We start from the raw sequence: 26,107 nt of genomic DNA, 5'->3' as shown, positions 1-26,107 counted from the left end.
GAGAATGAAGCGATTACCGCTTTGTAACCTTGGCAACACCTTCTTGTAAGTAGCAAGCCTTTAATCTACAGGCATCAACTAACCAAGAGGTGCAAACCATGAACCGCATAACCAAAGTAATCGTTCCTTTTATTCTGACCGTTGCTTCCTCGCTTGCAATGGCCGAAGGCGGAAGCGAACGTACGCTGAATCGCTTAAATGACTCGGCAGGAGCAAAGCCCACCCTTAAGGAGCTTGTCAAAGAGGGTCAAGTGCTGAGCATCGCACCTGCAGGGGCGACCGGCACGACTCGAATGATTCAAAACTATAGAACTAGTGCCCAAGTCCAGACGTATGAGATGAAGGTCAAGACCCCCGACGGGAAGATCCATACGGTAGAGTTCCTGAGCACCCCAGTTGGCGTGAACAATGGCTAATCTGCCAAGCTTAATATCCGAGGGATAGTTAGATGAGCAGCATAATATCCAAGATTAAAAGCGTACTGCAGCGCAATCCGGTCGTAACGGGGTTAACCGCAGCTGTGGTTGGCTACATGCTACTGAACCAAAGCACTGCGGCGTTGGCAACAACGCTGCCAAGCCTGCTCTTTCTCTTGCCCTGCTTGTTGATGATGGTCGTATGCATGAAGCATATGTCTAGCGGTAAGTGCGACAAGCCCAAGGAGCCCAACGTTGGCGAAAACACCTTGTTAATCAAAAGCGAATAACCCACTGAACTTGGAGATTTAACATGCGAAAGGCCATCACCGTTACAGCAATCGCAATCACCTTGGCGAGCGGACTGAGTTTCGCAGCGGCAGATAAAGCGGACCAAAGCCATTCAGAAACCGGCATGATGAGCGGCGACAAGCATATGGAAATGATGGGTGACATGCGTGGAATGATGAAAGAGTGTCGTGAGATGATGGGGGCCGCCAAAGCCGACCACTCGCAAAATGGCGAAAATCCAGACGCAGCATAGGATATGAGGGTGTGAGTAACAATGATCGAAGCAGGTGGGGGGTGCCCCACCTGCTTTTTTGTGCTTGATGGCCTAACCAGGACCGTACTGATGGGAAAAGTGTCACTGACGAGCAGAATGGCGATAGCTCTCATGCTCGTGGTTACGGTTGTGCTGCTGGCGGCCGCAATCAGCTTTAATTATTTTTGTCAGCTCCATTTCGAACGCAAAGATGCACAAGTGCTTAATGAAAAGGCCGCTGCAGTAGAGCGTACGCTACTCAACAGCTCAGCATTCGGGCCTGAGACCGCTTCAAGGATCGATGCCGTTATTGAGCACTCCTTTGGCTTCGCGACTGCGGTTGTAGTAGACGGTAAGACGGTTTACTCCCATCACAATCTGTCTGAGAGCTTGCTACCTCTTGTCACAGACATCCAAGAGGAACGCTGGACGGTAAGTTTCGGTGGCCACCACTACAGCGGAATTACCAGAAAAGTAAATCGGTGGGTAGAAGGGCAGGACACTGTTATCTATTTGGCTTTGGATGTAACGCACCGAATCCACTTCTTCGATATGATTCAGCAGTGGCTTGCTTATACGCTTGTCGTTAGTGCACTTCTGAGTGGCGCGTTAGGTGTTGTTCTGATCAGGAAAGGCTTAAAACCAATAGACGAACTGTCCAAGACTTCTTCTACGGTAACCGCCCACTGCTTAGATACCAGAATTCCAACCGAGTCGGTGCCAGGCGAGCTGCATGAACTCGTAGACAACTTCAACGAAATGCTTTCGCGCTTGGACGACTCTTTTCTCAGATTGTCAGGTTTCTCAGCGGATATCGCGCATGAGCTAAGAACGCCGCTGAACAGCATGCTTACCCAAATGGAGGTCGCGCTCTTGCGCGACCGCGAGAATACCGACTACAAAGACATTTTGTATTCCGCCCTCGAAGAACTTAGGCGCATGTCAAAGATGGTCGATGACATGCTATTCCTCGCCAAGGCGGACAACGGGAAGATTACGCCCAATGCCGAAGATGCCAGCATGGCTGAGATTACCGCGAGCGTTATCGAATATTACGAGCTTGCAGCCGAGGACAAAAAGGTAGAAATCGCGCTTTCAGGCGATGGATCGGTACATGGCGATAAATCGATGCTGAGACGGGCCGTCTCAAACATAGTCTCTAACGCAGTTCGATATGCAGAGGAAGGCAGCACCATCAGCGTTGAAATAAGCGAGAGCGGTGGCTCGGTTAGCACAGCCATATCCAACCGAGGCACAACGATTCCAGCCGAGCTTCAGGCCCGAGTGTTTGATCGATTCTATAGGGTCGACACCGCAAGGCGCGAAGGAACCACCATGAATGCGGGCCTCGGCATGGCTATCACTCGTTCGATAGTCGAAGCGCACAAAGGGCCCATCGCTTGCGAATCAGCTGAGGGGCATACGACTTTCACAATGACGCTTCCAAAGCTTATGTCTAGGGATGGTCTGAAGTAGCCATGTATTTCCCCGGCATACCACCTAGCGCAACTTAAACTCGCCAAATGATCAAAAAACAATCAATTCGACGAGTATTTCTTACGTTTTCGCCACCCGGACCCCACTCCGGTGGCCATTTCCCGCATTACAGGCGCACCTCTCCTGCATTCGTCAGTAAATGTCGGCGCGCCATCCACAGGTTCGACAGAGCGAACAGTGTCACCAGTTGCGCCGTGTTTTTGGCCAAGCCGCGAAAGCGCACCTTGGTGTAACCGAACTGGCGCTTGATTACCCGGAACGGATGCTCGACCTTGGCGCGCACCTGAGCCTTGGCCTTTTCAATCTTGCGCTTGGCTTTGTACAGCACGCTGCGCTTATCGAGTTTTCTGTAGGTGCTGCGGCGTGCCGCCACCTGCCAGATAACTTCACGTCCTTCATGCTCGGGCCGCTTTTCGACACCGGTGTAGCCTGCATCGGCGCAGACCACGTTTTCGTCGCCATGCAGCAATTTGTCCAGCTGGGTGACATCCGCCACATTGGCCGCCGTGCCCACTACGCTGTGCACCAGACCCGATTCGTCATCGGCGCCGATGTGGGCCTTCATGCCGAAATAATACTGGTTTCCCTTCTTGGTCTGGTGCATTTCCGGGTCGCGCTTGCCGTCCTTGTTCTTGGTCGAACTGGGCGCATTGATCAGCGTTGCATCGACGATGGTGCCCTGGCGCAGCGACAGGCCGCGGTCGCCCAGATAGCCATTGATGACAGCGAGGATGCCGGCCGCCAGCTCGTGTTTCTCCAGCAAGCGGCGGAAGTTGAGAATGGTGGTTTCGTCGGGGATGCGCTCCAGGTTCAGCCCGGCAAACTGGCGCAGGATCGTGGTTTCGTACAGCGCTTCCTCCATCGCTGGATCGCTGTAGCCGAACCAGTTCTGCAGCAGATGCACACGCAGCATCGCCATCAACGGGTAGGCCGGACGGCCACCTTCACCCTTCGGATAATGTGGCTCGATCAAAGCAATCAAGCCCTTCCACCGCACCACCCGATCCATCTCGATCAGGAACAACTCCTTGCGGGTTTGCTTGCGCTTGCCAGCGTACTCGGCGTCGGCGAAGGTCATCTGCTTCATCGGGAAACTCGGTGGGTGGGGTCGCGGTATTTTGCCAAATCAGAAGTCTTTTTCAGAGTTTCCCTAGTTAATGGCAGAGTGCCAGCAACGACCCTGACCTACGCTCATAGAAACGCCAGGCTGAACCGAAAGAGGCCGAGACTTTCGAAGCTGTATATTTGGTTCTGGAGGTTTCACGTGCAAGCGTCCTCATCAAGAAAATGCGGTTCGACAGCCGCAGCGCTCAACGAAGCGTGCTTCTGCGTAAGCCTAGATCAAGCTGCGCTCGTAAACGCATTGACCGAACAGCTTGGGGATTCAGAGCTGTCGGAGCTATTGAAGTCACGTTGCGCCCATGTGTTTGCTGCACGACCGGTCTTTGTTTCATCCTTGCGGCTGCGCCAGGTTAATGCGGTTATTCAGGCCATCGAGCAGACCGTGAGTTCGCCCGGTTGGCGTGAGCATGCTCTGGATTCTGCACCTCCTATTGCACGACATGATCCTCGGGGTGCGCGCGGCGTCTTCTTTGGCTACGACTTTCATCTGGCTGAGGACAAGCTTGGGCTTATCGAAATAAACACAAATGCCGGCGGAGCGATGCTAAACGTATTGCTCGCCCGCGCTCAGCGCAGTTGTTGCAGCGGCGTAGTCGGGCTATCGCCGGGGCGGGGCGGGTCCGGAGGATTCGAGCAGTTGATTCTGGATATGTTCGCCCAGGAATGGTCTGCGAGCGGCGAGCAACGTCCGCTCACGCGCGTGGTGATCTTGGATGAAAGCCCACAAGCCCAATACCTGTATCCGGAGTTCCTTCTTTTTCAGCGGTTATTCGAGTCAGCAGGAATCGACTGCCTAATCGCAGACCCAGCCGATCTGGCCTTTCACAACGAGTGCCTCTTGGTCGACGGAAAGCCTGTGGATCTCGTCTATAACCGACTCACCGATTTCTATCTGGAAGGCGACAATTGCAGCGCGCTGCGCAGCGCTTATTTGGCTGATGTCGTGACGGTAACGCCACACCCTCAGGCCTATGCCCTTTATGCCGACAAACGCCGGTTGGTTGACCTAACCAACGCACGTTTTTTGGAAGAGATTGGCGTTGATCAGCAAATCCGAACCGTATTGGCCCAATACGTCCCGCTTACCGTTCCTGTCGAGCATCGCAATGCGGAGCACCTCTGGCAAAACCGCCGTAGCCTCTTTTTCAAGCCTGTCAGCGGGTTTGGTAGTCGCGGTGCGTACCGAGGAGACAAGCTCACCAAGCGGGTTTGGGAAGAAATCATTGGCGGAAACTACTTGGCCCAGTCCCTTATAGCTCCTGGCGAGCGTAGAACCGTCGCCGACCCTCAGGTACGACCAATGAAGTTTGACCTGCGCGCGTACGCTTATGCTGGCGAGGTGCAGTGGAACGCTGCCAGGGTCTACCAAGGCCAAACGACCAACTTTCGAACGGAGGGGGGCGGCTTTGCTCCTGTGTTTACCTTAGGCGAGGAAGAGGAGCTGGCCGGTTCCACAAGGCAACTATCGCACGCCTCGTTCACTTTCTTGCTCGACGAAACCGGAGCCATAGAAAAGCTGCCGCACCCGCTCTATCTCGCGTTGGTTCGAGCCGAAAGGGCTACTTCGAAGCTTGCCGGTAAGCGTTTTCGATTGGCGGACTGGTATGTGGCAATGGAAGACGGCCAACCGTCTAAGGTCATCCGAGAGTGGTACGGGTGGGTAGCGTTCGACGCAGATGGCGGTTACCACCCTGAACGTGGTTCGCCGAAAAACGACGAGTCGGATAGTGATGACAATGTAGATTCAACCGCTCTACCGACACGGGAAGAACACGATCGAATTGAGGGACTGTTGTTTAAAAGCGAGTGAGAGCCTGTCTCGCACAGCCCAGAGGTTCCTTACGGGCGCAGAGCCAAAGGAAGATTGCTTTTTCACTCACCTTTCAGGGCCATCATTAACCTCTTGAATGCGCCGTTCAGCCGAGTAAATGCAGCCTGGAAACGAATCGAATTTTCCGCATATTTTGCTTGTTCAACCTGAACGTCGACTGTGTTCTGATCAAGCGACGGTTGATTGGGAACCCTGTAGAGTAGGGCCGCATCGCTAAGAGTAACCTCCAAGCCACCAGTATTTATATGACTCTGGTTAGTTTTGGCCAGTGAAAACTCAGTGTTAATTGCCTGCTTGTTTTGAGTGGCAAGCACCGAGGCAAAATTCAAATCCCTGGCTTTGAAATTGGGTGTACCAGCATCGGCTATATTGTTGCTCAGCACCTCTGCTCTTTTGGCAGTGTAGAGGAGCGTTTTTTCTGGCCCGCCTACAGCCTTTTCGAAACTAATCCTCATCAACGATCCTATCAAGTTGGGAGAAAACCAGTGCTGATCACAATTACGTCGATCAGCCCCATAGGATTTACGCCCGACCTGGCACCTGGTCGGGCGGTGCAGAGCCAGAGAGCGTTGTAATCGTAATCCTGGAAGACTAGAGAATTATTACTGATGACACTCCCTATCAGCCGTCATCAGCTTATGCTCGCGAATCATTTGTTCCAGTACGTCGTCTACCAATTTGTCGTGCTTCTCCATCCAAGCCAAATGCTCCTCGGTAGAGACGTGAATCGCCCCTAGTTTCGTAGACACCTCCAAGCCTCATAATGAGACCCAGCAGGAGGTGCCATGAGCAACCAGCGTTACCCCGAAGAATTCAAGATTGAAGCGGTCAAGCACATCACTGAACGCGGCTTGCGCGTTGCTGATGTAGCAGAGCGTTTAGGCGTGTCCACGCACAGCCTGTACGCCTGGGTAAAGCGCTACAGCAAACCCCAAATACAGCGGCAGCAGGTAGATGATCAGCAGGCTGAGCTGCGTCGCTTGCGCGCGGAACTCAAGCGGGTGACCGAAGAGCGAGACATCCTAAAAAAGGCCGCTGCGTACTTTGCCAAGGAGTCCGGCTGAAGTACGCCGTTATCAGCAAACTGTTGGTGGAGTACCCGGTGCGGCGTCTCTGCCAGACCCTCCAGGTGCATCCCAGCGGTTACTACGCCTGGCTGGCCGAGCCGAAATCCGCGCGTGCCAAGGAAGATCAGCGTCTGCTCGGATTGATCAAGCATGCCTGGTTGGAAAGCGGCGGGGTCTACGGCTACCGCAAGATCCACGACGACCTGCGTGAGCTGGGCGAGTCCTGTGGCCGGCATCGTGTGGCTCGCCTGATGAGGAGAGAGGGGCTGCGCTCTCAGACCGGTTATCGCCGGCGCCCCGGGTACTACGGTGGCAAGCCGCCAGTGGCCTCGCCCAACCGTCTGGAGCGGCAGTTCAATATCAGTGAACCGAACAAGGTCTGGGTCACCGACATCACTTACATCCGCACGTATGAGGGCTGGTTGTACTTGGCGGTGGTGCTGGATCTGTTTTCTCGCCAAGTGATCGGCTGGTCGATGAAGCCTCGGATGTGCAGCGATCTGGCCATCGATGCGTTGCTGATGGCAGTGTGGCGGCGCAAGCCCAAGCAGGAAGTGATGATCCATTCCGACCAGGGCAGCCAGTTCAGCAGCTCGGACTGGCAGAGTTTCCTCAAGGCCAACAATCTGATCAGCAGCATGAGTCGACGCGGTAACTGTCACGACAACGCGGTCGCGGAACGCTTTTTCCAGTTGCTGAAGCGGGAACGCATCCGACGGAAAACCTACGGAACCCGCGAAGAAGCCCGCAGTGATGTGTTCGATTACATCGAGATGTTCTATAACCCCAAGCGACGGCACAGCAGCGCTATGCAGCTATCGCCAGTGGAGTTTGAAAAGCGCTATTTCCAGAGCTTGGAGAATGTCTAGGAAAGCTGGGGCGATTCATTCAACAATTATCAACTTAGCCGTTAAAGAAGATTGATTTTTAACTAGCCAATATACGGTTCACCCGCTTGGTGCGGGGGTGCTAGGTAACGTTTTTAACGAGACAAGGTTCAGCGTAGCTAATACCGACTTCGTCGGTTCTAACAACTGATGTTGCAGTGCCAACACCGTGGCAGCTTCAACATTCGTAGTAGCTGCCATAGTTCAGAATCTGCGTGATCACATTTGCCGAAGGTTTCGCCTCAGCAATTAGCGTGAGCGTGCTTCGCTGAGGCTGCCTCTGAGGCTACCTCTTGGGCTTGGTCCTTCTGGTCAGCCTGATAATTAGCGATCGCTACTTGGCGAGCCTGCTCCATACGAGCAAAGGTACGATCACCACCACCTTCTGCCATTGCATAGGAAGAGCTTGCTGCGATGGCGAGTAGTACAGAAAGGGATCTGAAAAATTTCATTACTTGTTACCTCGTTCGAAGACACGGGAGACCCAGCGCAGCTCCATAAACAGAGGCTTGGGCTTGTGTCTAAGCTAACCGAGCGTACCTGTCAAAATGCTGATTTGGACATTACGGTTTCGTCAGCAATGCAGACAAGCAGTGAGCGCAAGCGGCCTTGCTTCCAGCGGTCAAAAAAAAGGCGCCATTTAGGCGCCGATAGGCCAAAGGAGCGTGGAAAGGCCAAAAAGCAGAGTGTGGGAGCAACTGCTGATGTAGACGTTAACGCTACAAGCTGTCAGACAGATGATGCGAGCATTACGTTTCTGTAAGGTACTGGCTGCACGCCCTGACAATCGGCACACTGTTCCAAATGCCGGAGGGAATACTTTCATGAAGCTTCTTGTTGCTGAAAACGAGCCGAAAACAGGCACCTACCTACAGCAGGGGCTCTCAGAGGCAGGCTTCACAGTCGATAGAGTTGAAAACGGGACCGATGCTGCTCAGCACGCGCTTCATACCACATACGACTTGCTCATCTTAGACGTGATGATGCCTGGCCTGGATGGGTGGCAGGTTTTACAGAAAGTCCGCGCTGCCGGTAATGAGGTTCCCGTGCTCTTTCTCACCGCCCGAGACGGGGTTCAGGATCGAGTAAAGGGATTGGAGTTGGGCGCTGATGATTATCTCATCAAGCCGTTTGCCTTCTCCGAATTGCTAGCAAGGATCCGTACGTTGCTTCGCCGCGGCAATAATGCTCCCAACCAAACAATACTCAAACTCCTCGACCTTGAGGTCGATCTGCTCAGGCGTCGGGTTACGCGATCGGGGAAACGAATAGACCTAACTGCAAAGAAATTCGCTCTTCTTGAGCTATTACTTCGGCGTCGCGGGGAAGTGCTCTCAAAGTCACTTATCGCCTCCCAAGTATGGGACATGAATTTCGACAGCGATACCAATGTGATTGAGGTGGCGGTACGACGGCTGAGAGCAAAAATCGATGATGAGTTCGAACCTAAGCTCATACAAACCGCGCGTGGGATGGGCTATTTGATCGACGCGCCAGACCGCTAGGGATGGTCTGAAGTAGACCATGTATTTCTGGCTTGCAACTGAAGCTGATTGAGCATTCACCGCTTGCCAAAGGCGGTGCGGATAGCCATGAACCGTTACCGGGGCCAGAAGCAGACACGCCTTAACTTGGGCGGGCGTCAACGGAGCAACGCCGCCGACGGACTGGATTTGTCAGGGTCGCATCGTCGTGAATGAGATGCTACGAACCGGTCTTTGGCCGGCATACTCAACCTTCGGCCCAAAAATCATCCTTGCGCACCAAACCGAACTCATCCTGATTGGTGTCAAGATCATCATCAAACATGGTGTTAACCATTCGCTCCCGACGTAGCATGGCCAGCGTTCGGAAAAAGCAGGGCTCGCAGAGGTGAACCTCATAACGCTCACCATCATGCTTGGAACCATAGTTCCAACACGCTTGAAGAACGCCAAACTGCTGGCCATAGCCCTCAATACTTGTGCTTTGGCAACAAGCGTCACAGGTAACGTCTGAAGTCGTTTCCGTTGGCTGCATTGCAACGTGCCGCATGATCCTCACCTCCGAGGAGAGAAGGTTTACAGCTGCCATCGAGCCCACATTCGAGACCGAAAATGGAAGATGTCGCGCAGGCCGCCTCGAACCATCACTGGGGAGAAGGATATCTTGAGATTTATTGGGGGTGGGCGAACATGCGCAAGCATGTGAGAGCAACACAAAGCCTAGAAATCAAACATTTATGGTTTGAATGTCTTAATTTCTCCGTTATCTCGTCATGCTTCCATAAAAATCCCCATCATGGAAAAGGCCCGATAAATCAATCAGGTAGGAGAGATGTGAGTGAATTTTCCCCTTATCTCGGCATGGCCCCATGACCAGCTACAGCTTCAAGAAACGAGCCGGGACCGATACTAGCGACCCCGAGTTCGTGCTTCAGCACTGCGGGAAACCGACACGCGTCCAGATCCAGGATTCATCCAGCTGGGGCGGCGCCTATGCGGTGTCAGTCGATCATCTGGACGACGAGGCCGAACCGCATCTCCTGTGGGTGGCCCTGTCAATCGCAAGCTTTGCTGAGGCGGCGCGTGTGGCTATCGGCCATTTCGAGGCGAACCTTCTCGCACGCGATCAAGCAGCGGCGCCTGGCGCAGAGCTTGGCTCGCCTTAGCGGCGGCCCATAACACGGAGGGAAGGGCGCATCAGCGGCGCGAACGGCGGCTTAGCGACCCTTGCGTTTTTGGGACCTGCGATACCATAGGTCTATCGAATCAGGAGGTGCATCATGCATCCGATTATCGCTGGTGAATTTCGGAAAGCCGAAGCTCTTTTGGAGAGATATCTCAAGCTACCTTCGTCGGCAGTGAGTCTGGAAAAATTCGAGATTGATCGATTTAGTAATATCCCTCCATCAATATCCCGCACAGTTGGTCGGCTCAAGGCGATAGCCATGGAGTCATATCCGACTCAAGAAGAACTTGCTTATGTTATCAACGCGGTTGACTTTTTGGAGCAAGAGACTGCCAAACGCTGGAGTAACTTCTTTCGTCATCGTATAGAGAAGCTTGAGAGCAATCTAAAAGAGAGTGCAGCACTTTCTCTTGTGCGGCATGGTATCGCTATACTCGGCACTCTCTACGGCGTTGTCTACTGCAATAGCAGTAAGATGGACCATGACCAGTACTTATACTTTGCAGTAATGGCCTTGTATGCGGTAGCTTCTTTCGGCACTGCCACCAACTCGAAGTTGAGTAGTGGGAGAAATGTGATTTTGCTTTCAGCGACGCTGCTCGCTAGCTGCATCGTTATCGCCATTGCCTATCATCCAGGCATGTCGGCCTTATTGCTATCGCTAGCCAGCGCGCTAACATTAGTGATGGACCTTAAATGCAAGTCAGGTAGCAATAGCATAAATCATTTTCCTGACGCACTGGATGACAGGTTCACTATTGACCATACGGTACTTGCTGACCCCTACACACCAAGCATCGCGAGAAGCTCGGAAGACGTACAGCGAAATATGAATTATGGGACAGAAGTACCTGCACCCGACCGTTACCTTTGATAAAAGGCTGCTTTCGCAGCCTTTTCTTCACCTACCAAGAACAAACTCTCTATCTAGCTTTTCGCTGTTGTTAATCGCGACAATATCATTGATAACTGCGCTTGACCCATTATCGTTCAATCCGGCCTGAACTAGATTATCAAACATACCCGAAGCCATGTTGTCGTTGAATCCTCTATGCCTTGCATATTCCATGAATGCCCCCCGGTCATTATTATTCAACTCGCCGGTTCGAGCAGCAGCAAACACATGCGCCTGATCCTTATCCAATCCAAGGCGCATGCCTTCATTTTGATACTCAGCTATATTTCCACGCGTACCCGCGGCGCTACTTAGTGCATTCATAAATTTCTGCGGAATGCCACTCATAACGGACTCACCAAGGTCGCTCAAGCCCTTGCCTTTCTCTTCAAGACGCCTTGTCGCCTCGAACACGCCGTCACTGGTCGCCCGATTACCGAACGTGTAGGCTTTCTTATTAACATCGGCATTATGGCCATCATGAATTGCTTCGACCTGCTTTTCGTCGCGAGCGGCTGCGTTTCCGGAATCAAATCGACTTCCAAAACTTCCTTCGTTGACAGAATGCCCAGCACGGGATGTTTCAGCGTCTAGGTCGCGCGCGGCCGGCTCGCGAAGGCTGGTGAAGCTCGAGTGTTGAAGGGAGGTAGGCTGATCTCCAAGCTCACCACTGTGCCTTGGGTTTGTGTACATGTCTCTGTCGGAAACGCCACTCGTTAGAACACCGAGGTCATTGTTTTTCGCCAGAGTATGCAGTGCAGCTGCGACGCTCCTGCGACTCGGATCAACGGTGTCAAAAAGTCGCTCTGCTTCTTTCATCTGCGAGCCATAGTTGTTGACGGCTTCAGCAACTACAGCATCGGCCTTGCCTTCGCGTATTAATTTTCCAGCCCAAGCATCTGGTGTCATCGAAAGTGAGGAACCAGACTGCTGAAGATAGCCCGCAGTTTCGGTGTACTGCTTCTGCGTACTTATAGCTTGCTGGGCAGATCGTGACAATGTTTCTTGATCCGACTGGCTGAGACCTAACTTTTCTGATCCTAGGAATGACGTCGCAAGACTTGACGAGTTTTCATGACGCAAGGAGTTTGAGATCGACTCGACTAAGCCTGCAGCTTTAGCTGCCTGCATTACATCATTCGAGCTCTGACCATCATTGCGCGTAGTCGAACTTTGAGTAGTGCCATTGATTTGTGCTGAACCCCCAAAATCAATTCCGCCCTTAGCCTTTCCGTCCGCCCCTTCTTTACCTCCCATATTGCCAAGGCCTAGGCCGCCGCTGACCGATCCCCCGAGAGCAATGCTGCCAGTGACCGCATCTATCTGATTCTGATTGAATCCCCGCGCGCGCAGTTCATTAACGGAGTTTTGATAACTTGCGTCATTTGATAGCCCGAATGAATTGGCAACGCTACGGCCTACTGCGGCCTGTTCGTTGATATTTTTTGCCTGTTCAAATTGCTTACCGTAAGCACTTGTCAACCATTTTGTAAAGGTTTCCGATGCTCCTTCAGCAACAGACTTCTGCGACTGGGCTGCGCTAGATAGAGACTGCCCAATATTGATGTTGCCACGGGTGTTTTCGGATCCGGTAACTCTAGTGCCATTGACGAAGTCGTTCGTCATATAGGGCGTAGTCGCCAAACCTTCGGTGGGCTTCACGACGTCAGGCGTCACTATCTTCTCGTTGATCTGATCCGTGCCACCGAGGCGCTGGGCCATGCTCGTCAACGCAAACGCGCTGCCGGAAACCAGGAACATGCTGATCACTGGCACCGATGAAGCCATCAGGCCAGCCACCCCGATCGCGCTATCCAAGGCCGGCAGCATCTGCTTCAGCATCTCGAATGACAGCGCGTTGCCGTCTGTCACCGTGCTGGTCGTCGCGAGCAGGCCTTCCATGACCGTGCCGGTGTACCAGTTCGTGTAGAGGTTGACGATCGCGAGCATCGGCTGCCACAGCATCATCCAGCACAGCATGGTGATGTACTTGGTGATGAGATTCATGCCGAACGTGCCCATCACGAGCAGGAACGCCATCAACGGGGTGATTGCGTAGATGAGTCCTTCGAAGAAGGTCAGGAACGGGCGAACGTACCGGGTGAACATCGAGCCTTCGGCGGCCCACTGCGTGGCCTGCTGCGCCTGAGCCTGGGCGAGCATGATCGCGTAGGCACTCTGCTGGTCTTCCAGCGCTTTCTGGGCGGGCGCACGCTCGAAGATCGGCAGCAGAATGGACGCCATGGTAAAGGCACGTGCATCCGCCACCTGGAGATTCAGGCCACGCAGCGCATCGTCCACGCGGGTGGTCAGATCGTCACCTGTAACGACTTTGCCCGGCTTCTGGAACGCTAGTTTCGAGACATCATCCATGACGCCCGGCTGTGCCGAGACGCTGAGAGCCTTGAGCCGGGTATGGGCCTGGGAACAGTTGTAGTAGGTGCCTGTACCCGTCTTGCCCTCGTAAATCTCGGTACCGTAAACGTCGCTATCGAAGCGCATAGCGTCGATCGGGCTATTGCTGCGCATGAGGGCGCCATAGGCCGTCATGTTGCGCCCGACACCGACCAAAGTGCACTCCTTGATGTAGTTCGTCCATGAGCGTACGAAATCGCCGCCCGCGTTGCTTTCGCCCATCACAGACGGCATAGCCAACACATTGCGCGTCGCGCCGCGGACCTTCATTAGGGTGGTGAGGGGATCAGCGAACCCATAGGTAGTCATCGCCGGCGTCGAGAAGGCCTGCTCCATCTCCTTGGTGAGCTTGTAGCCGATGTTGGAGACCACGGAGCCCACGAAGAGGGGACCGATAGGCACGTTGTCGACCACCACGACGGTACCGTCATAGACGTCCTCTACGACGGCGCGCCCGGTAGGCCCGTAGAGCGCCATGTAGAGGATCAGCGCCACGCCAACCTGTTGGAAGGGGATAGCCTGGTTTTTGAAGACCGCCTGGAATCCCAGGAACAGGGTACCGATCAACAACCCCACCTTGGCGAGGGACTCGATGCTGCCCGACCCGGAGATCATGGCCACGGCGTTGAGGATGCTCTCCAGGTAGGTAGCGGAGCCAATGGAATAGATAGAGAACTCCATCACTCACCCCCCTGCACAGGTTTCTCGACGTTGATAAACGCCGCAGGCGGAGGAAGCGATCGCATGCGCGCCTGGTAGTCGAGCAGCAGGTCATTCTCGTTGCCATACCGGGTGAGCAGCACCTGGTATTCCTGCATCAGCCGTTCCCTCGCCTTACCGATAAAATCACCGGCAGGCATGCCGAGCTTGTCGACCATCTTGCCTTTCGTGATCACGGCTTCGGCCGTATCGATGTACGACTTGACGAGCGAGTAGGCGCCCTCGAGCGCCAGCATCTTGGAATGGCCGGTAACAAACCCCTTCGCCATCGACTCGCTGCCTTGCGATAGGCGTTGCACCATCGCGGAGAAGCCGGGCTTTTGCATCATGTTCAGTAAGCCGGTCTCATCAGAACCAAAGGTGCCGGTATTCGTCGCCCACTTCGTGACGATGCCGACGGAGTTTCCCGATCCGTTGAAGATCTTGATGATCTTTTGCGCCAGGCCGTCGAAGGCCAGGTTAGAGAGCTGCGGCTCCAGGCAGACTGCATCTTCCTTGCACGAATAGACCGGCACCGATTCGGTCTTGACACCCTCGACGATGTCCTGCAGCGAGATGCCAGTCGGCATCAGCGGCTTAGTGACGATCACCTTGCCTTTTCCATCTTCAGCCTGCTCTAGCCCGGGAATGATCACGGATCCGGTGAAGGACATGATGAGCTCGTCGGTCTGCTGAGAGCCGTATTTGAAGAACTGCTGGCTGTTGTACTGTTTCATTGCACACCAGACGACGTTGCCGGTGTCCTCGCAGCTCACTACGTTACCGGCATCCGTCTTCATCTCGATCGGCGACTTGGAGTTGCTGCTTCCGGAGAACAGCGATCCGAAGCTATCGGCCAATCCCTTGATGGTGTTACCGGTGGCAGTCTGCATATTCTCCTTACCTTCGAAGGCCGAGAACGCGTCCGTCACCAGGCCCTGGGCAAGCTGGCAGCTATTGGACATGAGGCCGTTGAGGTCCTGCATCGTCTCCTGCAGGTTGGCGATGGTGTTCTCCACCGTAGGCCCCATGGCCTTGAGCGCCAGCTTGAACGCATAGCCCGACGCTACGCCGACCGAGTTGGAGGCAATGGAGCGCAGCGACTGAACGAACTGCTGCGCGTTGATGAACGAGAAGGAGCCGGCGAACATGTCGATGCCGCCGCAGCCGGCCTGGAAGGAGGGTGGTCGGAAGGAGACCACCGGCGCCGTTGCGATCTGATTCCGGATCCGCATCGAGCCGCCACTGACCACGCCTCGAGTCGCCGTCTGGTACATGCCCGGGTCTGTGCTGTTGGACATCGAGTTAAACATCGAGTCCAGCTGGCTCTCGATGTTGGCGTAGGCGCCCAGGGGCGCGAGGGCCGCAACCAGCACGGCTGCGCACAACGACTGCTTACTGCTGCGCCTCATGGGGCACCTCTCCATCTATGGTCTTGCGGGCGAGCTTGCGGCGCATGCTCTCAACGAATGCGGCGGGGTCCTGGTCGATCTGGTCTTGGCTGAGCCCGTCGTTGTCCTCGAGGGTCAGCAGGCCGTTGTCGAAGAACGGCTGGGTGGAGGCGAAGGTCTTCTGGTCGATAAGCGAGGCTTCGCGCGCAGCGATCAAGACCCGGTTGAACAGCACGTCCAGCGTGATGGCGCCGTAACCGACGATCTCGGTGCGGCCCGGCGGGATCGCCAGGGCGAGGGCAGGGGCCTGATAGACCTCGAGCTTCTTGGCCTGGCCATCGTCGGTGCGGTAATTCGCGAACAGCCCGTTGTCGAGGGGCGCGCCATCCAGCGAGACGGGGATGATCCGGATGCCGGTGGCCGCGGTGAGGGACTGCAGCACGGCCGCTTGCTCAGCACAGAGCACGCAATTGCCCTTGAAGAAGAAGAAGAGGCCGACCTTGTTGGCCAGGCCCTTGAGCACCTTATCTCGGTTGTTCGAGACTTCCCGATTAAGCGCATTGGCAGCGTAGGTGGCCACCGGCCGCCGGCTATCCTCGTCCAGGAAGGGATCACGCATGATCACCTGGCTGGAGCGCTCGGAGAACTTGGACGATTTGTCCATCATCACGCGCTGCAGGTAGTAGTAGGCCTGCACGTTGGCATCGGTTGGATTGTCGATCGCGCGGTCGCGATACTTGGGCAGGTTGTCGCGGATCCAGGCGACGCTGAACAGCTCTGGCCCTGGCGGCGCCGGCGGAGGGGCCGGTGGCTCAGCCTTCTGGATGGGCGCACGTGGGGGCGGAGGAGGGGTAGGCGCCTTTACCTCGAGCTCCGGCTCCTCCTCGGGCGGATCCTTGTACCAAAACCAGCCCTCTGCCTTACCGCGGTAGAAGCTTTCGCTACCAGGCGCAGCGAAAGAATCTTTCACGCCATCCGCAGCGTTGTCCGCCGCGCTCGCGTTACCTGGAAATGCAGCCGGCGAGAGTACTGCAGCGACGGCTACAGCCAAAAGCGCGCGCCTCATTTCCTACCGTCCAGGTACAAGGCGACCGCGACGGTCGCGTACACCCAGCGCGAGCCTCGTTTGCGTCGGTGCGATCCGATCGCGCTTACCCACGGCAGGTGCTGATAGTCGGCATTGCCGATTTTTTTGCTGACGTAGGTAACGCTGTAGCCGAGTGCATCAGCCACCTGGGCGACCGGCATCGACGGTCCATACGCCTGCAGGAGCTTAGGTAGATGTTTCGAAGGGGCGCTAATGCTCTCCAGCGAGCTACGCTGGCTGTCCAGGAAGGACGCAACGCCATGCGTGCCGTAGACCCAGTTGAGCCCTTGCCGGCGCCGGTGTGGGGCGATCGCTGCTACCCAAGGGAGGTGCTGGAATTTGGCGCAGCCGATCTTCTTGCGGACATAGCCGACGCTGTATTCCAGCGCCTCCGCTATCTGCTCCGGCGTCATCACGTCGCCGTAGGTGTCCAGCAGGCCCGATAGGCTGGATGTGGGGGTGAACGAGCTCGTGACAGCTTCGGGCGTAGCGACGGACAAGATCATGCGCGCATCCGGAGGATTGATTCGATGCACACAAGGCTAGGGATTCGCGCGGACCAAAAGCGTTCGATTCACTCCCTTTTAGGGCGCTAACAACGCTTCAGCCGTGAAAGATGGAGGCGGTGTGACCTATAGCGATCGGCCACCAAAGCCGGGTAATGCATCACCGCGGGGTAGCGACGCCCGACCAGCGAGCCCAAAAAAGCCCTCGTGAAAGAGCTTCTTCACGGCAATAGAGCAACAGGAACAGGTGGGCGCCATATGCGACACCCGCTGTAAAATCAGCATCGCTAACCACGGGCACTTGGAGCGACGAGGTCCAGCACGGAAGGAGAGCCACTAAGAACGCGAGCTTCCCTCGGAAGCTCGCCGGACTGTTCGAAAAAGCCCAAAACTTGAGATCATTCCTGACTAAGCTAGGTCGTTGATCAAACGGACGTGTCCGGAGTTAATCTTGAGCTTCCTCTCAGGGCCATCACGAAATCTAGCTGCGCTATCGGCAATAGGATTTAAATCGATGCCCGCCTTCCTAATCAGTTCCTTTAAGTCTTTTTTCGGGATGTTATTCTGCAGAAGCAACGGAAGCACAGAAATAAAGGAAGACGAATTAGTTGATAACAGGGCAAGCGCCCCGTGTGCGGTCGGATAAGCGGTGTCATTTAGCCATTTAGCGTAATCTTCACCATTTTCACTTTCTGCCTCGAGTGCCCATTGGAGACGACGAATGACAAGATGCTGCTGCATAACCTGCCAGAACTCCTCTCCGTAGAAATCGATACTCATCATCTCATTAGTAGCCTCCCACAACGCGTTATAGAGCGCAGCGGACTGTTTGAGAGCAACTGGATCGGTCGGCTCCTGCTCATTCGCGTTACAGTCTAAAATTCCGAGGCCTACGTCGACTAGAGTACCCATCAGATCTGAAACATCTGAAGGCCGCCACTTCTCGGAAATCCTATACGTTGGGCGAAACTCGAGAATCTCTCTAACACTCGAACTTGAATCCCACATATTGATCCAGTCAGTGGCAAACTGGCTGCGTAACGCAACAGAATATCCTAGCACTCGGCATGCATAGCTGTTTGGAAGACTTTCATTATATTCACGAATATGCGCCCTCAGCATATCCCCTTTCGCTGATTCCCACTCGGTCGGCGTCAAACTCCACTCTTCGATAAAGCTACTGACATCAGGCGGCGGAACCTTTTCAGGGTCTCTTGAATGTAGCAAAGCCTGCATGGACTGGTAAACCCACGGTTCCCAAGAACTATCCAACTGATCGGAGAAAGCGGGACAGTAAGGAGAGCGGACTTTGTCAGCCAATGCCCAAAATATATCTTGACCCTCCAACCTTCGCTCTTGATGCACGCTCTTGTCAGGAAACCTCAGATGTTGCCGAGTTAGCCAAATGCCCCAACGCTTGAACAATCCCAAAAAATCTGCCCTGCTTGAAAGGACATCTACGAAACGGCTAAGCAATGATTGTGCATGAGCCTTCAACACCTCAGGTGGATACTCACGACTATCGGCGATATTAATGATCGTTGCGCTTCCGTATCTCACTAAGCTAGGTAGCAATAGCGCCCCGCTCCACGACCCATCGTCTTTAAAGCTTTGAGAAGCTTGAAGAGTAAGCCGCTCCCACAAATCGTAGTTGTGATAAAGCTCTGGACTATCGAGTACTCGATTTATTAATAAGAGATTTTTCGCCTGATCCAGCCAGCCAAAAAGCTTGTCGAAATCCAGCTCAGCTAATATTTCCACCCAAGGCCAACTAGAATCATCGACTCTCGCCTCACGAAGATGCCCGTGCCATATATCTTCGAGAGAGAATGGGCGTATTGAATCACCCCCAGACTTTTTGGTCAAACCAGCTTCAGACTCTGCAAAATGGCGGTCAGCAAGGCCTAATAAATTCTCCCTAAACTCATCATTAGTCTTGGCCAGGACGATTGCCACCTTCGTCCACAACTCGTTGAGCTGAATCGCTCCAGCTTTCCTAGACACTCTCCAAGTTCTGGAAATAGCGTTTTTCAAACTCCACTGGCGATAGCTGCATAGCGCTGCTGTGCCGGCGCTTTGGGTTATAGAACATCTCGATGTAATCGAACACATCACTGCGGGCTTCTTCGCGGGTTCCGTAGGTTTTCCGTCGGATGCGTTCCCGCTTCAGCAACTGGAAAAAGCTTTCCGCGACCGCGTTGTCGTGACAGTTAGCCATCGCCCGCGCCCTGGCCATGAAGCCGGCCGCCATGCTGTTCGACGAACCCACCTCGGCGCTCGATCCCGAATTGGTGGGCGAGGTGCTCCAGGTGATGCGCGACCTGGCCGCCGATGGCATGACCATGGTGGTGGTGACCCACGAGTGACCCACGGGATGGGCTTCGCCCGCGAGGTGGCAGACCGCGTCTGCTTCCTGCACGGCGGTCGCATCGTCGAGAGCGGCCCGGCAGAGCAGGTGCTCGGTGCGCCCGAGCATCCTCGCACCCAGGACGTCCTGCGCCGGGTCCTGACACCCAGCGGGGGTGCGCGCTGATGGATGCTGCCCGTCTCTCCCCAGGACAACCGCTGCCGCCCTCGTTGTGGGCCGCTACCGCCATCCCTGGCCCACCCCTGCAGCCGCTCCAGGGTACCCAACGCACCGACGTCCTGGTGATCGGCGGCGGCTATACAGGTCTTTCCACAGCCCTGCATCTGGCCGAGGCCGGTGTCGATGTCTGCCTGCTGGAGGCTCACCAACTGGGCTGGGGCGCTTCGGGGCGCAACGGTGGCCAGGTCAATCCGACCCTCAAGTACGATCCGATGAACTGGAACGGCTGTTCGGCCCGTCCCGAGCGAAGCCCCTGATCGCGGCCATCTCGGGTGCCGCGGACCTGGTCTTCGACCTCATCGCCCGCCATGGCATGCACTGCACCTCGGTACGCCAGGGCTGACTGCAGGTGTCCTACTCCGCCAAGGGCGTGCCGGGGCCGCATGCCCGGGCCCGCAAGTGGCAGACCCGTGGCGTGCCCGCGGATTGCCTGGACGCCGAGGCGCTGCAAAGCCGCATGGGCACCACGGCCTTCGCCGGCGGCTGGCGCGATGGCCGGGCCGGCGGCATCCAGCCGCTGTCCTATCTGCGTGGCCTGGCCTGGCCTGGGCGGCTGAGGCGGCGGGCGCGCGCCTGCACGAGCGCAGCCCGGTCACTGGCCTCCATTCTCGGGATGGACGCTGGCAGGCCAGCCTGGCGGACGGTTCCTCGGTCAGCGCCGAGCAGGTGGTGATCGCCACCAAAGGCTACACTGGCGCGCTCTGGCCGGGCCTGGAGCGGACCATCCTCGCCGCCAACAGCTTCATCGTCGCCACCGAACCCGTGACCGGCGAGGCAGCGGCGAGCATCCTGCCCGGCGGCGAAACCGCGTCCACCGCTCAACGCTTGCTGCTCTACCTGCGCCGCGATGCCGAGGGTCGGCTATTGATGGGCGGTCGTGGCCATTTCGACGATCCCCAAGGCGCGGGTGATTTCGCCCATCTGGAGCGTTCCCTGGAATTGCTTTTTCCTCAACTCGGCAAGCCGCGCTACGGCCATCGCTGGGCAGGACGCATCGCCATCACTCGTGATTTCTTGCCGCACCTGCACGAACCGGCGCCGGGGGTCACCCTGGCCCTTGGTTGCAATGGCCGTGGCATCGCCCTGTGCACCAGCCTCGGACGCCAATCTGGCGAACCGCCTGACGGACACCGGAGCGGACTTCCCCTATCCGCTCAGCCCCTTGAGCCCCATCCCGCTGCACCGCTTGCAGCGTTTTTACATAGGCGCCGGAGTTGCCTGGTACTGAATCACCCCGGGTTTCGTGGAGGCCTCAACTCTTGAGAAGATGAGGCCATGAAAAAGACTACGACCTACTCCCCTGAAGTCCGTGAACGTGCCGTGCGCATGGTTCTGGAGCATTTGAACGACTATCCCTCCGAGTGGGCCGCCATTGAAGCCATCGCGCCGAAGATTGGCTGTGCAGCGCAGGCGTTGCATGGCTGGATTCGCCGTCATCAGACCGACGCAGGTCAGCGTCCAGGCCCGACAACCGAAGAGCGCGAACGCATCAAGGCGTTGGAGCGGGAGAACCGCGAACTGCGCAAAGCCAATGAAATTCTGCGTCTGGCCAGTGCGTATTTTGCCCAGGCGGAGCTCGACCGCCGCACCAAGTCCTGAGGGCTTTTATCGATCAGTACCGTGACCGTCTTGGGGTCGAGTCGATCTGCCGCGTCTTACAGATCGCCCCGTCCGGTTACCGTAGGCATGCGGCCCAGCAGCGCAACCCCGAATTACGTTGCTGCCGCGCTCGACGCGATGACGCATTGATCATGGAAATCCAGCGCGTATGGGACACCAACATGCAGTGCTATGGCGCAGTGAAGGTCTGGAAGCAGTTACGGCGAGAAGGCATCGCAGCTGCCAGGTGCACGGTAGAGCGATTGATGCGTCGTGCTGGATTACAGGGCATAAGGCGTGGCCAGGTCGTGCGCACAACGGTGGCTGGCGACAAGGCTCTTTGCCCGCTGGATCGCGTCCAACGCCAGTTCCATGCCGACCGCCCGAACCAGTTGTGGGTGTCGGACTTCACCTATGTATCGACCTGGCAGGGCTGGCTGTACGTGGCGTTCGTGATCGACGTCTTTGCACGCCGGATCGTCGGCTGGCGAGTCAGTACTAGCATGAAGACAGACTTCGTACTGGATGCCCTGGAGCAAGCCCTGTATGCCCGTCAGCCGCATTGCACAGGTGGGCTGATCCATCACAGCGACCGTGGCAGTCAGTACGTCTCCATTCGCTACACTGAGCGATTGGCAGAGGCCGGTATAGAGCCCTCGGTGGGTAGCAAGGGAGACAGCTACGATAACGCCCCGGCCGAAACCATCAACGGGCTGTACAAGGCCGAGCTGATTTACCGTCAGTCATGGAAGAGCCGCGAAGCCGTCGAAATGGCGACCTTGAAATGGGTGCACTGGTACAACCACCAACGCCTGCTGAGCTCAATCGGCTATATCCCGCCTGCGGAGGCTGAGGCAAACTTCCACCAGCAGCAAACAGATCAGGCCGTGGCGGCCTGACTTAAACGAAACGGCCTCCACGAAACCCGGGGTGATTCAATGTTAGGCTTGTGCTTCACGAGAGGGCTCCTAATTCCAATCGCCCAGCACCGATTATTGCGTTTGTGTCTTTGGTCCTGCTAAGCCCGCATGACCTACGAGCCATGGGTCATATAATGGCCATACATAACCGCTTGTCTTAAAAATAAGACCGCTTGGTCAATCTTCCTATCTCGCGGATTTAGATTCGCCTGATTTCACCGATACATCGCTCATTCACTCTTCCAGGTAGGGGCGCGTCATGTTCAACAAAGGCCTAAAACAAGAACTGCAGCGCCTCCGCGAGCAGGTGGACTCCTTCAAGCGGCTGAAGGCCGAGCTCGACGTGGAAATGCTGGGCCTGGAACTGGATGGCCGCGGCTGCATCTCCGCGGTGAACGCCAACTTCGAAAAGGAGATGGGCGTGCGCGCCGCGGATTTGCTGGGACGCCCCCTGGCGGACCTCCTTCCGGCGCACGTCCGCAACCAGGAATACAGCCGCCGACTGCAGCAGGCGCTGAGTCGCGGCGAGCCCTATAGCGGTGCCCTGCATCTCTTGCGTGGCGACGGTCAGGAAGCCTGGTTGCGCGGCATCCTGCACCCCTTCCATGACAGCCAGGGCCAGGTGACGCGCTTCCGACTGTTCTGCAACAACCTGACGAGAACCATCGAAACCTCGCGTGAGCATGAAAGCCTGCTCAAAGCGCTGCGCCGCTCCACGGCGGTGATCGAGTTCAACCTCCAGGGCGAGGTGCTCGATGCCAACGAGCGCTTCCTGCAGGCCATGGGTTATTCCTTGGCGCAGATCAAGGGCAAGCACCATCGGCTGTTCTGCGAGCCGGCCGAGGCCAATTCCGAGGCCTACGAGCAATTCTGGGCGCGCCTGCGTCGCGGCGAATTCGTCGTGGATCGCTTCAAGCGCCTGGATGCCCATGGCCGCGATGTCTGGCTGGAAGCCTCCTACAACCCGGTGATCGATGCCCATGACCGGCTGTACAAGGTGGTCAAGTTCGCCACCGTGATCACCGATCAGGTCCAGCAGGAGCAGGCGGTGTCCGAAGCCGCCAGCGTGGCCTTCGAGACCTCCCGGCACACCGACGACACGGCCCGCAAGGGCGCGGCGGTGGCGCAGCAGACGGTGGAGGTGATGCGTGCCCTGGCCACCCAGATGCAGGAGGCGGTGAAGGGCATCGAGGCGCTGGACAACCAGTCCCAGGTGATCGGCACCATCATAAAGACCATCAGCGGCATCGCCGAGCAGACCAACCTGCTGGCGCTCAACGCGGCCATCGAGGCGGCCCGGGCCGGCGAGCAGGGCCGCGGCTTCGCCGTGGTGGCCGACGAGGTCAGGCAGCTGGCCTCGCGCACCAGCAAGGCCACCGAGGAGATCGTCGGGGTGGTGCAGCAGAATCAGCAACTGGCCGGCGAAGCGGTGACGGTGATCGAGAACGGCCGTCGCCAGGCCGAGCAGGGCCTGGAACTGGCGGGTCAGGCCGGCCAGGTGATCGTGGAGATCCAGGACGGCGCTCAGCGCGTGGTCGGCGCCGTGGGGCGCTTTGCTCAGCACCTATCGACCTAACCATGCTGTACCTGCCGACAGGTGGCGAGCGGCCGGAGGTGAAGGAGGGAGGACGAGGCCCTTCTCAAGACGCCTTCACCTATCTGGTAGGCGGCATACCTACGAGGCCTGGGTCTAGGGCCTAAGCTCAAGCGTGAATTTGCGAAATTCCCACGCCAAACCCGATCAGGCTACCGCTTTCGCACGTGTGCTTTCGCAAAGCTTACGACCACTACCAACAGTACGGTCCATTGCCATGATCGGCACGATCATCAGCAGCGACCTTGAGTTGATCGGCCAGCTGCAGCCGTACTAGACGGCGGTTCGTGGCGGTAACCCTGGAAGACGCGCTGGCCGCACGGCGTCTTTACCGTGAACGCCTGCAGCGACTGGAGCAGCTGTTGGCGAGCTAGAGAACCGTTGGCAAGCGGGTGACCCGTCGAGAGATCCTGAAGGCGTCGTTCGTAACGGACGCGTTTTCAGGATCGTCACTCCAAGAAATCCTGAATTTCGCAAAAGAGGCTGATCGACAACACCAGGGTAGGGAAGCGAGAGTCGCAGCTGGGGGCCGTATCAGGGGTAAAGCTAAAGACTGGATGGGAAGGCAAAGGGCAGTCGTTAGCCTAGACCCATATCCAATTTAACATAAGTTGTGTTATGCGAAGTGGACGTGTTACGGCCAAATAGTAATGTCGCGATCCAGCCAGATAGAAATGTCCCGATCACGTATTGCAGCTAGCCTACCGGCTTTGCAGCCGATGCGGAGCGATCAGGATGTCAGCCTACGAGCGGATCACGATGAGCCTACGTGAAGTTGGTCGCCTCAAGGTCATCCAGGCGGTGACCGAGGGGTTCCTTACGCCAACACGCGCCGCCCAGCGCCTGCAGCTGAGTTCCCGGCAGGTTCACCGCCTGGTGCAACGTTACCGGGACGCCGGCGTTTCGGGCCTGATCTCATGTAAGCGCGGCCAGCCCAGCAATCATCAGCTGAAGCCTGGTCTTGAGCAGCGCGCCGCCGCTCTAATCCGGCAGCACTACCGGGATTTCGGCCCGACACTTGCGGCCGAAAAGCTCGTTGAATGTCACGGCCTACGCCTGGCCAAGGAAACGGTCCGGCGCATCATGATGGATGCCGGCTTATGGACGCCGCGTCGGCAGCGACCGCCCAAGGTGTACCAGCCGCGCAATCGCCGAGCCTGTCTGGGCGAACTGATCCAGATCGATGGCAGCGATCATCGCTGGTTCGAGGACCGAGCACCGGCATGCACCCTTCTGGTCTACATCGACGACGCCACCAGTCGCCTGATGCACCTGGCATTCACCCGCAGCGAATCGACCTTCAGCTACTTCCAGGCTACCCAAGCCTATCTAGAGCATCACGGTAAGCCGTTGGCGCTCTACAGCGACAAGGCCAGCGTATTTCGAGTCAATAGCAAGGATGCTCAGGGCGGTGATGGCCACACCCAGTTCGCCAGAGCCATGTTCGAGCTGAACATCGATACCTTCTGCGCTAACTCCAGCCAGGCCAAGGGGCGTGTTGAGCGAGCACACCTCACCTTGCAGGATCGTCTGGTCAAGGAACTGCGACTACGAAACATCAGCACCGTCGAACCCGCTAACGCTTATCTGCCGCTCTTCATGGCCGATTACAATCGCCGCTTCGGTAAAGTTGCCCGCTCGGACTTCGATGCGCACCGGCCAGTACGCGACGACGAGGACCTATCTCTAATCTTCACATGGCGCGAACCGCGGCGGGTATCGAAAAGCCTCACGCTGCAGTACGACAGACGTCTCTATGTCCTGCACGACACGGTACAAGCACGAGCTTTACCAGGCCGGTACGCAGAGATCTATCACTACCCTGACGGCCGGATTGAGGTCCGATCAGCAGGGATTACCTTTTCCTACGAGACGTTGGATCAGTTGCCTGAGGTCAGCCAAGGCACCATCGTGGAAAACAAGCGGCTGGGCCACGTCCTGCAGGTCGCGAAGCGGATGCAAGAGCAGCGCGATAACCGTCGCTCCCAAGCGGTACCTGGCAATCCAAAGCCAACCAAAGCGCAGCGCCAAGAGCCGCCGAAGAAGAAGGCGAAAGATTTCACACCGGAGGACATCGTGGCCGCCCTCGATAAAAGGCGGTCTCCGAAGCGTAGCCGTCATGCGTCAGTCAATCAGCGCTGAAGGGCTCAGTGCGCTTGTAGCGGCCGGGGCCGCATACGACGTGCGCGCAATTCCAGGTCCCGAGGGCCATGGGTGGCAATTGCAGGTGCGTTATAGCAAAGAGAGCCGACATTTTCCTCTCCGCTCCCGGCGCGAATTAATAAGGGTGTTTCGGTCACTCGATGCGCTCAATAGGTATGCACAGGGTATTGGAATACGAGGGTTCAGGATCGAAACCTGACTCTTTTGTAATCCTCGG

At 56.5% G+C, this 26,107-nt stretch carries 22 protein-coding genes, 4 pseudogenes and 1 other annotated feature; of the genes and pseudogenes, 16 read left to right on the top strand and 10 right to left on the bottom strand.

From position 1 onward, the window contains the following. The first annotated feature begins 98 nt into the window (after nucleotides 1-98). From EC839_RS21945 to EC839_RS21930, 4 genes are all read left to right on the top strand, one after another. Nucleotides 99-416, top strand: a complete 318-nt coding sequence (locus tag EC839_RS21945; RefSeq protein ID WP_003292648.1) for a co-regulatory protein PtrA N-terminal domain-containing protein — start codon at nucleotides 99-101, stop codon at nucleotides 414-416. A 32-nt stretch (nucleotides 417-448) separates the two neighbouring features. Then, the gene (locus tag EC839_RS21940; RefSeq protein ID WP_017642860.1) at nucleotides 449-706 is read left to right on the top strand and encodes a DUF2933 domain-containing protein; all 258 of its coding nucleotides are present in this window, start codon (nucleotides 449-451) and stop codon (nucleotides 704-706) included. Between the two features lie 23 nt (nucleotides 707-729). Beyond that, a complete protein-coding gene (locus EC839_RS21935) occupies nucleotides 730-960 on the top strand; it encodes a hypothetical protein (RefSeq protein WP_003292646.1) in 231 nt (76 codons plus the stop codon). A 90-nt stretch (nucleotides 961-1,050) separates the two neighbouring features. Continuing rightward, entirely contained in the window at nucleotides 1,051-2,436 is a 1,386-nt protein-coding gene (locus EC839_RS21930) for a heavy metal sensor histidine kinase (RefSeq protein WP_017642859.1), read from the top strand. Nucleotides 2,437-2,563: 127 nt separating this feature from the next. On the opposite strand, the gene EC839_RS21925 is transcribed toward EC839_RS21930, so the two are convergent. Next, nucleotides 2,564-3,544 (bottom strand): IS5-like element IS1384 family transposase, encoded by a 981-nt coding sequence (locus tag EC839_RS21925; protein ID WP_017642858.1) that lies wholly within the window; start codon nucleotides 3,542-3,544, stop codon nucleotides 2,564-2,566. A 177-nt stretch (nucleotides 3,545-3,721) separates the two neighbouring features. Here EC839_RS21925 and EC839_RS21920 point away from each other — a divergent pair, with 177 nt between their 5' ends. Further along, nucleotides 3,722-5,389: a hypothetical protein gene (locus EC839_RS21920; RefSeq protein WP_026084059.1), complete on the top strand. Its 1,668-nt coding sequence runs from the start codon at nucleotides 3,722-3,724 to the stop codon at nucleotides 5,387-5,389. Between the two features lie 62 nt (nucleotides 5,390-5,451). On the opposite strand, the gene flgB is transcribed toward EC839_RS21920, so the two are convergent. Further along, on the bottom strand, nucleotides 5,452-5,865 hold the full coding sequence (gene flgB, locus EC839_RS21915; RefSeq protein ID WP_064309071.1) for a flagellar basal body rod protein FlgB: 414 nt from the start codon (nucleotides 5,863-5,865) through the stop codon (nucleotides 5,452-5,454). A 330-nt stretch (nucleotides 5,866-6,195) separates the two neighbouring features. On the opposite strand from flgB, the gene EC839_RS21910 reads away from it, so the two are divergent. Then, nucleotides 6,196-7,346 (top strand): IS3 family transposase gene (locus tag EC839_RS21910; protein WP_132833159.1). Its coding sequence is split into 2 segments (ribosomal slippage): nucleotides 6,196-6,433 and nucleotides 6,433-7,346, totalling 1,152 coding nucleotides; the frame shifts between segments, so codons are not numbered across the junction. 260 nt (nucleotides 7,347-7,606) lie between these two features. Here the strand turns inward: EC839_RS21910 and EC839_RS24675 are convergent. Further along, complete coding sequence (locus tag EC839_RS24675) at nucleotides 7,607-7,816, bottom strand: co-regulatory protein PtrA N-terminal domain-containing protein (protein ID WP_081594590.1); 210 nt, start codon at nucleotides 7,814-7,816, stop codon at nucleotides 7,607-7,609. A 372-nt stretch (nucleotides 7,817-8,188) separates the two neighbouring features. Between EC839_RS24675 and EC839_RS21900 the strand changes: the two genes are divergently transcribed. Next, entirely contained in the window at nucleotides 8,189-8,869 is a 681-nt protein-coding gene (locus EC839_RS21900; RefSeq protein ID WP_017641170.1) for a heavy metal response regulator transcription factor, read from the top strand. 226 nt (nucleotides 8,870-9,095) lie between these two features. On the opposite strand, the gene EC839_RS21895 is transcribed toward EC839_RS21900, so the two are convergent. Further along, a complete protein-coding gene (locus tag EC839_RS21895; RefSeq protein WP_037064001.1) occupies nucleotides 9,096-9,398 on the bottom strand; it encodes a hypothetical protein in 303 nt (100 codons plus the stop codon). 62 nt (nucleotides 9,399-9,460) lie between these two features. On the opposite strand from EC839_RS21895, the gene EC839_RS21890 reads away from it, so the two are divergent. The 3 genes from EC839_RS21890 (at nucleotide 9,461) to EC839_RS21880 (ending at nucleotide 10,908) form a co-directional block, all read left to right on the top strand. Then, nucleotides 9,461-9,721 carry a hypothetical protein gene (locus tag EC839_RS21890; RefSeq protein ID WP_132833158.1) on the top strand — a complete coding sequence of 87 codons (261 nt, stop codon included), beginning with the start codon at nucleotides 9,461-9,463 and terminating at the stop codon, nucleotides 9,719-9,721. Further along, nucleotides 9,718-10,014, top strand: a complete 297-nt coding sequence (locus EC839_RS21885; protein ID WP_017641168.1) for a hypothetical protein — start codon at nucleotides 9,718-9,720, stop codon at nucleotides 10,012-10,014. Before EC839_RS21890 ends, EC839_RS21885 begins: the two co-directional genes overlap by 4 nt. A 114-nt stretch (nucleotides 10,015-10,128) precedes the next feature. Beyond that, a complete protein-coding gene (locus tag EC839_RS21880) occupies nucleotides 10,129-10,908 on the top strand; it encodes a hypothetical protein (RefSeq protein ID WP_132833157.1) in 780 nt (259 codons plus the stop codon). A 27-nt stretch (nucleotides 10,909-10,935) separates the two neighbouring features. Here the strand turns inward: EC839_RS21880 and EC839_RS21875 are convergent, their stop codons facing one another. The 6 genes and pseudogenes from EC839_RS21875 to EC839_RS21850 form a co-directional block, all read right to left on the bottom strand. Further along, a complete protein-coding gene (locus tag EC839_RS21875) occupies nucleotides 10,936-14,025 on the bottom strand; it encodes a conjugal transfer protein TraG N-terminal domain-containing protein (RefSeq protein ID WP_017641166.1) in 3,090 nt (1,029 codons plus the stop codon). Continuing rightward, the gene (locus tag EC839_RS21870; RefSeq protein WP_017641165.1) at nucleotides 14,025-15,455 is read right to left on the bottom strand and encodes a conjugal transfer protein TraH; all 1,431 of its coding nucleotides are present in this window, start codon (nucleotides 15,453-15,455) and stop codon (nucleotides 14,025-14,027) included. The genes EC839_RS21875 and EC839_RS21870 overlap by 1 nt, the downstream gene beginning before the upstream one ends. Further along, complete coding sequence (gene traF, locus EC839_RS21865; protein WP_081594589.1) at nucleotides 15,439-16,500, bottom strand: conjugal transfer protein TraF; 1,062 nt, start codon at nucleotides 16,498-16,500, stop codon at nucleotides 15,439-15,441. Before traF ends, EC839_RS21870 begins: the two co-directional genes overlap by 17 nt. Then, entirely contained in the window at nucleotides 16,497-17,027 is a 531-nt protein-coding gene (locus tag EC839_RS21860; protein WP_017641163.1) for a hypothetical protein, read from the bottom strand. The genes traF and EC839_RS21860 overlap by 4 nt, the downstream gene beginning before the upstream one ends. Before the next feature lie 408 nt (nucleotides 17,028-17,435). Continuing rightward, the gene (locus EC839_RS21855) at nucleotides 17,436-18,983 is read right to left on the bottom strand and encodes a hypothetical protein (protein ID WP_132833156.1); all 1,548 of its coding nucleotides are present in this window, start codon (nucleotides 18,981-18,983) and stop codon (nucleotides 17,436-17,438) included. 40 nt (nucleotides 18,984-19,023) lie between these two features. Beyond that, nucleotides 19,024-19,239: pseudogene (locus EC839_RS21850) on the bottom strand (IS3 family transposase); the annotation flags it as partial. Here EC839_RS21850 and glnQ point away from each other — a divergent pair. From glnQ to EC839_RS21820, 6 genes and pseudogenes are all read left to right on the top strand, one after another. Next, nucleotides 19,235-19,560 (top strand): annotated as a pseudogene (gene glnQ / locus EC839_RS21845) (glutamine ABC transporter ATP-binding protein GlnQ); the annotation flags it as partial. The pseudogenes EC839_RS21850 and glnQ sit on opposite strands and share 5 nt — an antisense overlap. After that, a pseudogene (locus tag EC839_RS21840) lies at nucleotides 19,560-20,842 on the top strand (NAD(P)/FAD-dependent oxidoreductase). The pseudogenes glnQ and EC839_RS21840, both read left to right, overlap by 1 nt. A gap of 47 nt (nucleotides 20,843-20,889) precedes the next feature. Beyond that, nucleotides 20,890-22,112 (top strand): IS3 family transposase gene (locus EC839_RS21835; RefSeq protein WP_085984312.1). Its coding sequence is split into 2 segments (ribosomal slippage): nucleotides 20,890-21,175 and nucleotides 21,175-22,112, totalling 1,224 coding nucleotides; the frame shifts between segments, so codons are not numbered across the junction. Continuing rightward, nucleotides 21,168-21,284, top strand: a sequence feature (AL1L pseudoknot). Its footprint overlaps the gene before it by 117 nt. Before the next feature lie 280 nt (nucleotides 22,113-22,392). After that, nucleotides 22,393-23,169: pseudogene (locus tag EC839_RS25120) on the top strand (PAS domain-containing protein); the annotation flags it as partial. A 108-nt stretch (nucleotides 23,170-23,277) separates the two neighbouring features. Next, nucleotides 23,278-23,709: a methyl-accepting chemotaxis protein gene (locus EC839_RS25115; RefSeq protein ID WP_371099789.1), complete on the top strand. Its 432-nt coding sequence runs from the start codon at nucleotides 23,278-23,280 to the stop codon at nucleotides 23,707-23,709. A gap of 753 nt (nucleotides 23,710-24,462) precedes the next feature. Beyond that, entirely contained in the window at nucleotides 24,463-25,869 is a 1,407-nt protein-coding gene (locus EC839_RS21820; RefSeq protein WP_064308075.1) for an ISNCY family transposase, read from the top strand. The last annotated feature ends 238 nt before the right edge of the window (nucleotides 25,870-26,107 follow it).

The organism is Pseudomonas sp. JUb52 (assembly GCF_004341115.1).
Lineage (GTDB): Bacteria > Pseudomonadota > Gammaproteobacteria > Pseudomonadales > Pseudomonadaceae > Chryseomonas > Chryseomonas oryzihabitans.
Note: the sequence above shows the minus strand (reverse complement) of the source record. Positions and strands in the feature narration are given on the sequence as shown.

Coding starts and splice junctions, on each gene's coding strand:
- EC839_RS21945 (WP_003292648.1), top strand. CDS start 99: ATGAACCGCATAACCAAAGTAATCGTTCCTTTTATTCTGACCGTTGCT.
- EC839_RS21940 (WP_017642860.1), top strand. CDS start 449: ATGAGCAGCATAATATCCAAGATTAAAAGCGTACTGCAGCGCAATCCG.
- EC839_RS21935 (WP_003292646.1), top strand. CDS start 730: ATGCGAAAGGCCATCACCGTTACAGCAATCGCAATCACCTTGGCGAGC.
- EC839_RS21930 (WP_017642859.1), top strand. CDS start 1,051: ATGGGAAAAGTGTCACTGACGAGCAGAATGGCGATAGCTCTCATGCTC.
- EC839_RS21925 (WP_017642858.1), bottom strand. CDS start 3,544: ATGAAGCAGATGACCTTCGCCGACGCCGAGTACGCTGGCAAGCGCAAG.
- flgB (WP_064309071.1), bottom strand. CDS start 5,865: ATGAGGATTAGTTTCGAAAAGGCTGTAGGCGGGCCAGAAAAAACGCTC.
- EC839_RS24675 (WP_081594590.1), bottom strand. CDS start 7,816: ATGAAATTTTTCAGATCCCTTTCTGTACTACTCGCCATCGCAGCAAGC.
- EC839_RS21900 (WP_017641170.1), top strand. CDS start 8,189: ATGAAGCTTCTTGTTGCTGAAAACGAGCCGAAAACAGGCACCTACCTA.
- EC839_RS21895 (WP_037064001.1), bottom strand. CDS start 9,398: ATGCGGCACGTTGCAATGCAGCCAACGGAAACGACTTCAGACGTTACC.
- EC839_RS21890 (WP_132833158.1), top strand. CDS start 9,461: ATGGAAGATGTCGCGCAGGCCGCCTCGAACCATCACTGGGGAGAAGGA.
- EC839_RS21885 (WP_017641168.1), top strand. CDS start 9,718: ATGACCAGCTACAGCTTCAAGAAACGAGCCGGGACCGATACTAGCGAC.
- EC839_RS21880 (WP_132833157.1), top strand. CDS start 10,129: ATGCATCCGATTATCGCTGGTGAATTTCGGAAAGCCGAAGCTCTTTTG.
- EC839_RS21875 (WP_017641166.1), bottom strand. CDS start 14,025: ATGGAGTTCTCTATCTATTCCATTGGCTCCGCTACCTACCTGGAGAGC.
- EC839_RS21870 (WP_017641165.1), bottom strand. CDS start 15,455: ATGAGGCGCAGCAGTAAGCAGTCGTTGTGCGCAGCCGTGCTGGTTGCG.
- traF (WP_081594589.1), bottom strand. CDS start 16,500: ATGAGGCGCGCGCTTTTGGCTGTAGCCGTCGCTGCAGTACTCTCGCCG.
- EC839_RS21860 (WP_017641163.1), bottom strand. CDS start 17,027: ATGATCTTGTCCGTCGCTACGCCCGAAGCTGTCACGAGCTCGTTCACC.
- EC839_RS25115 (WP_371099789.1), top strand. CDS start 23,278: ATGCGTGCCCTGGCCACCCAGATGCAGGAGGCGGTGAAGGGCATCGAG.
- EC839_RS21820 (WP_064308075.1), top strand. CDS start 24,463: ATGTCAGCCTACGAGCGGATCACGATGAGCCTACGTGAAGTTGGTCGC.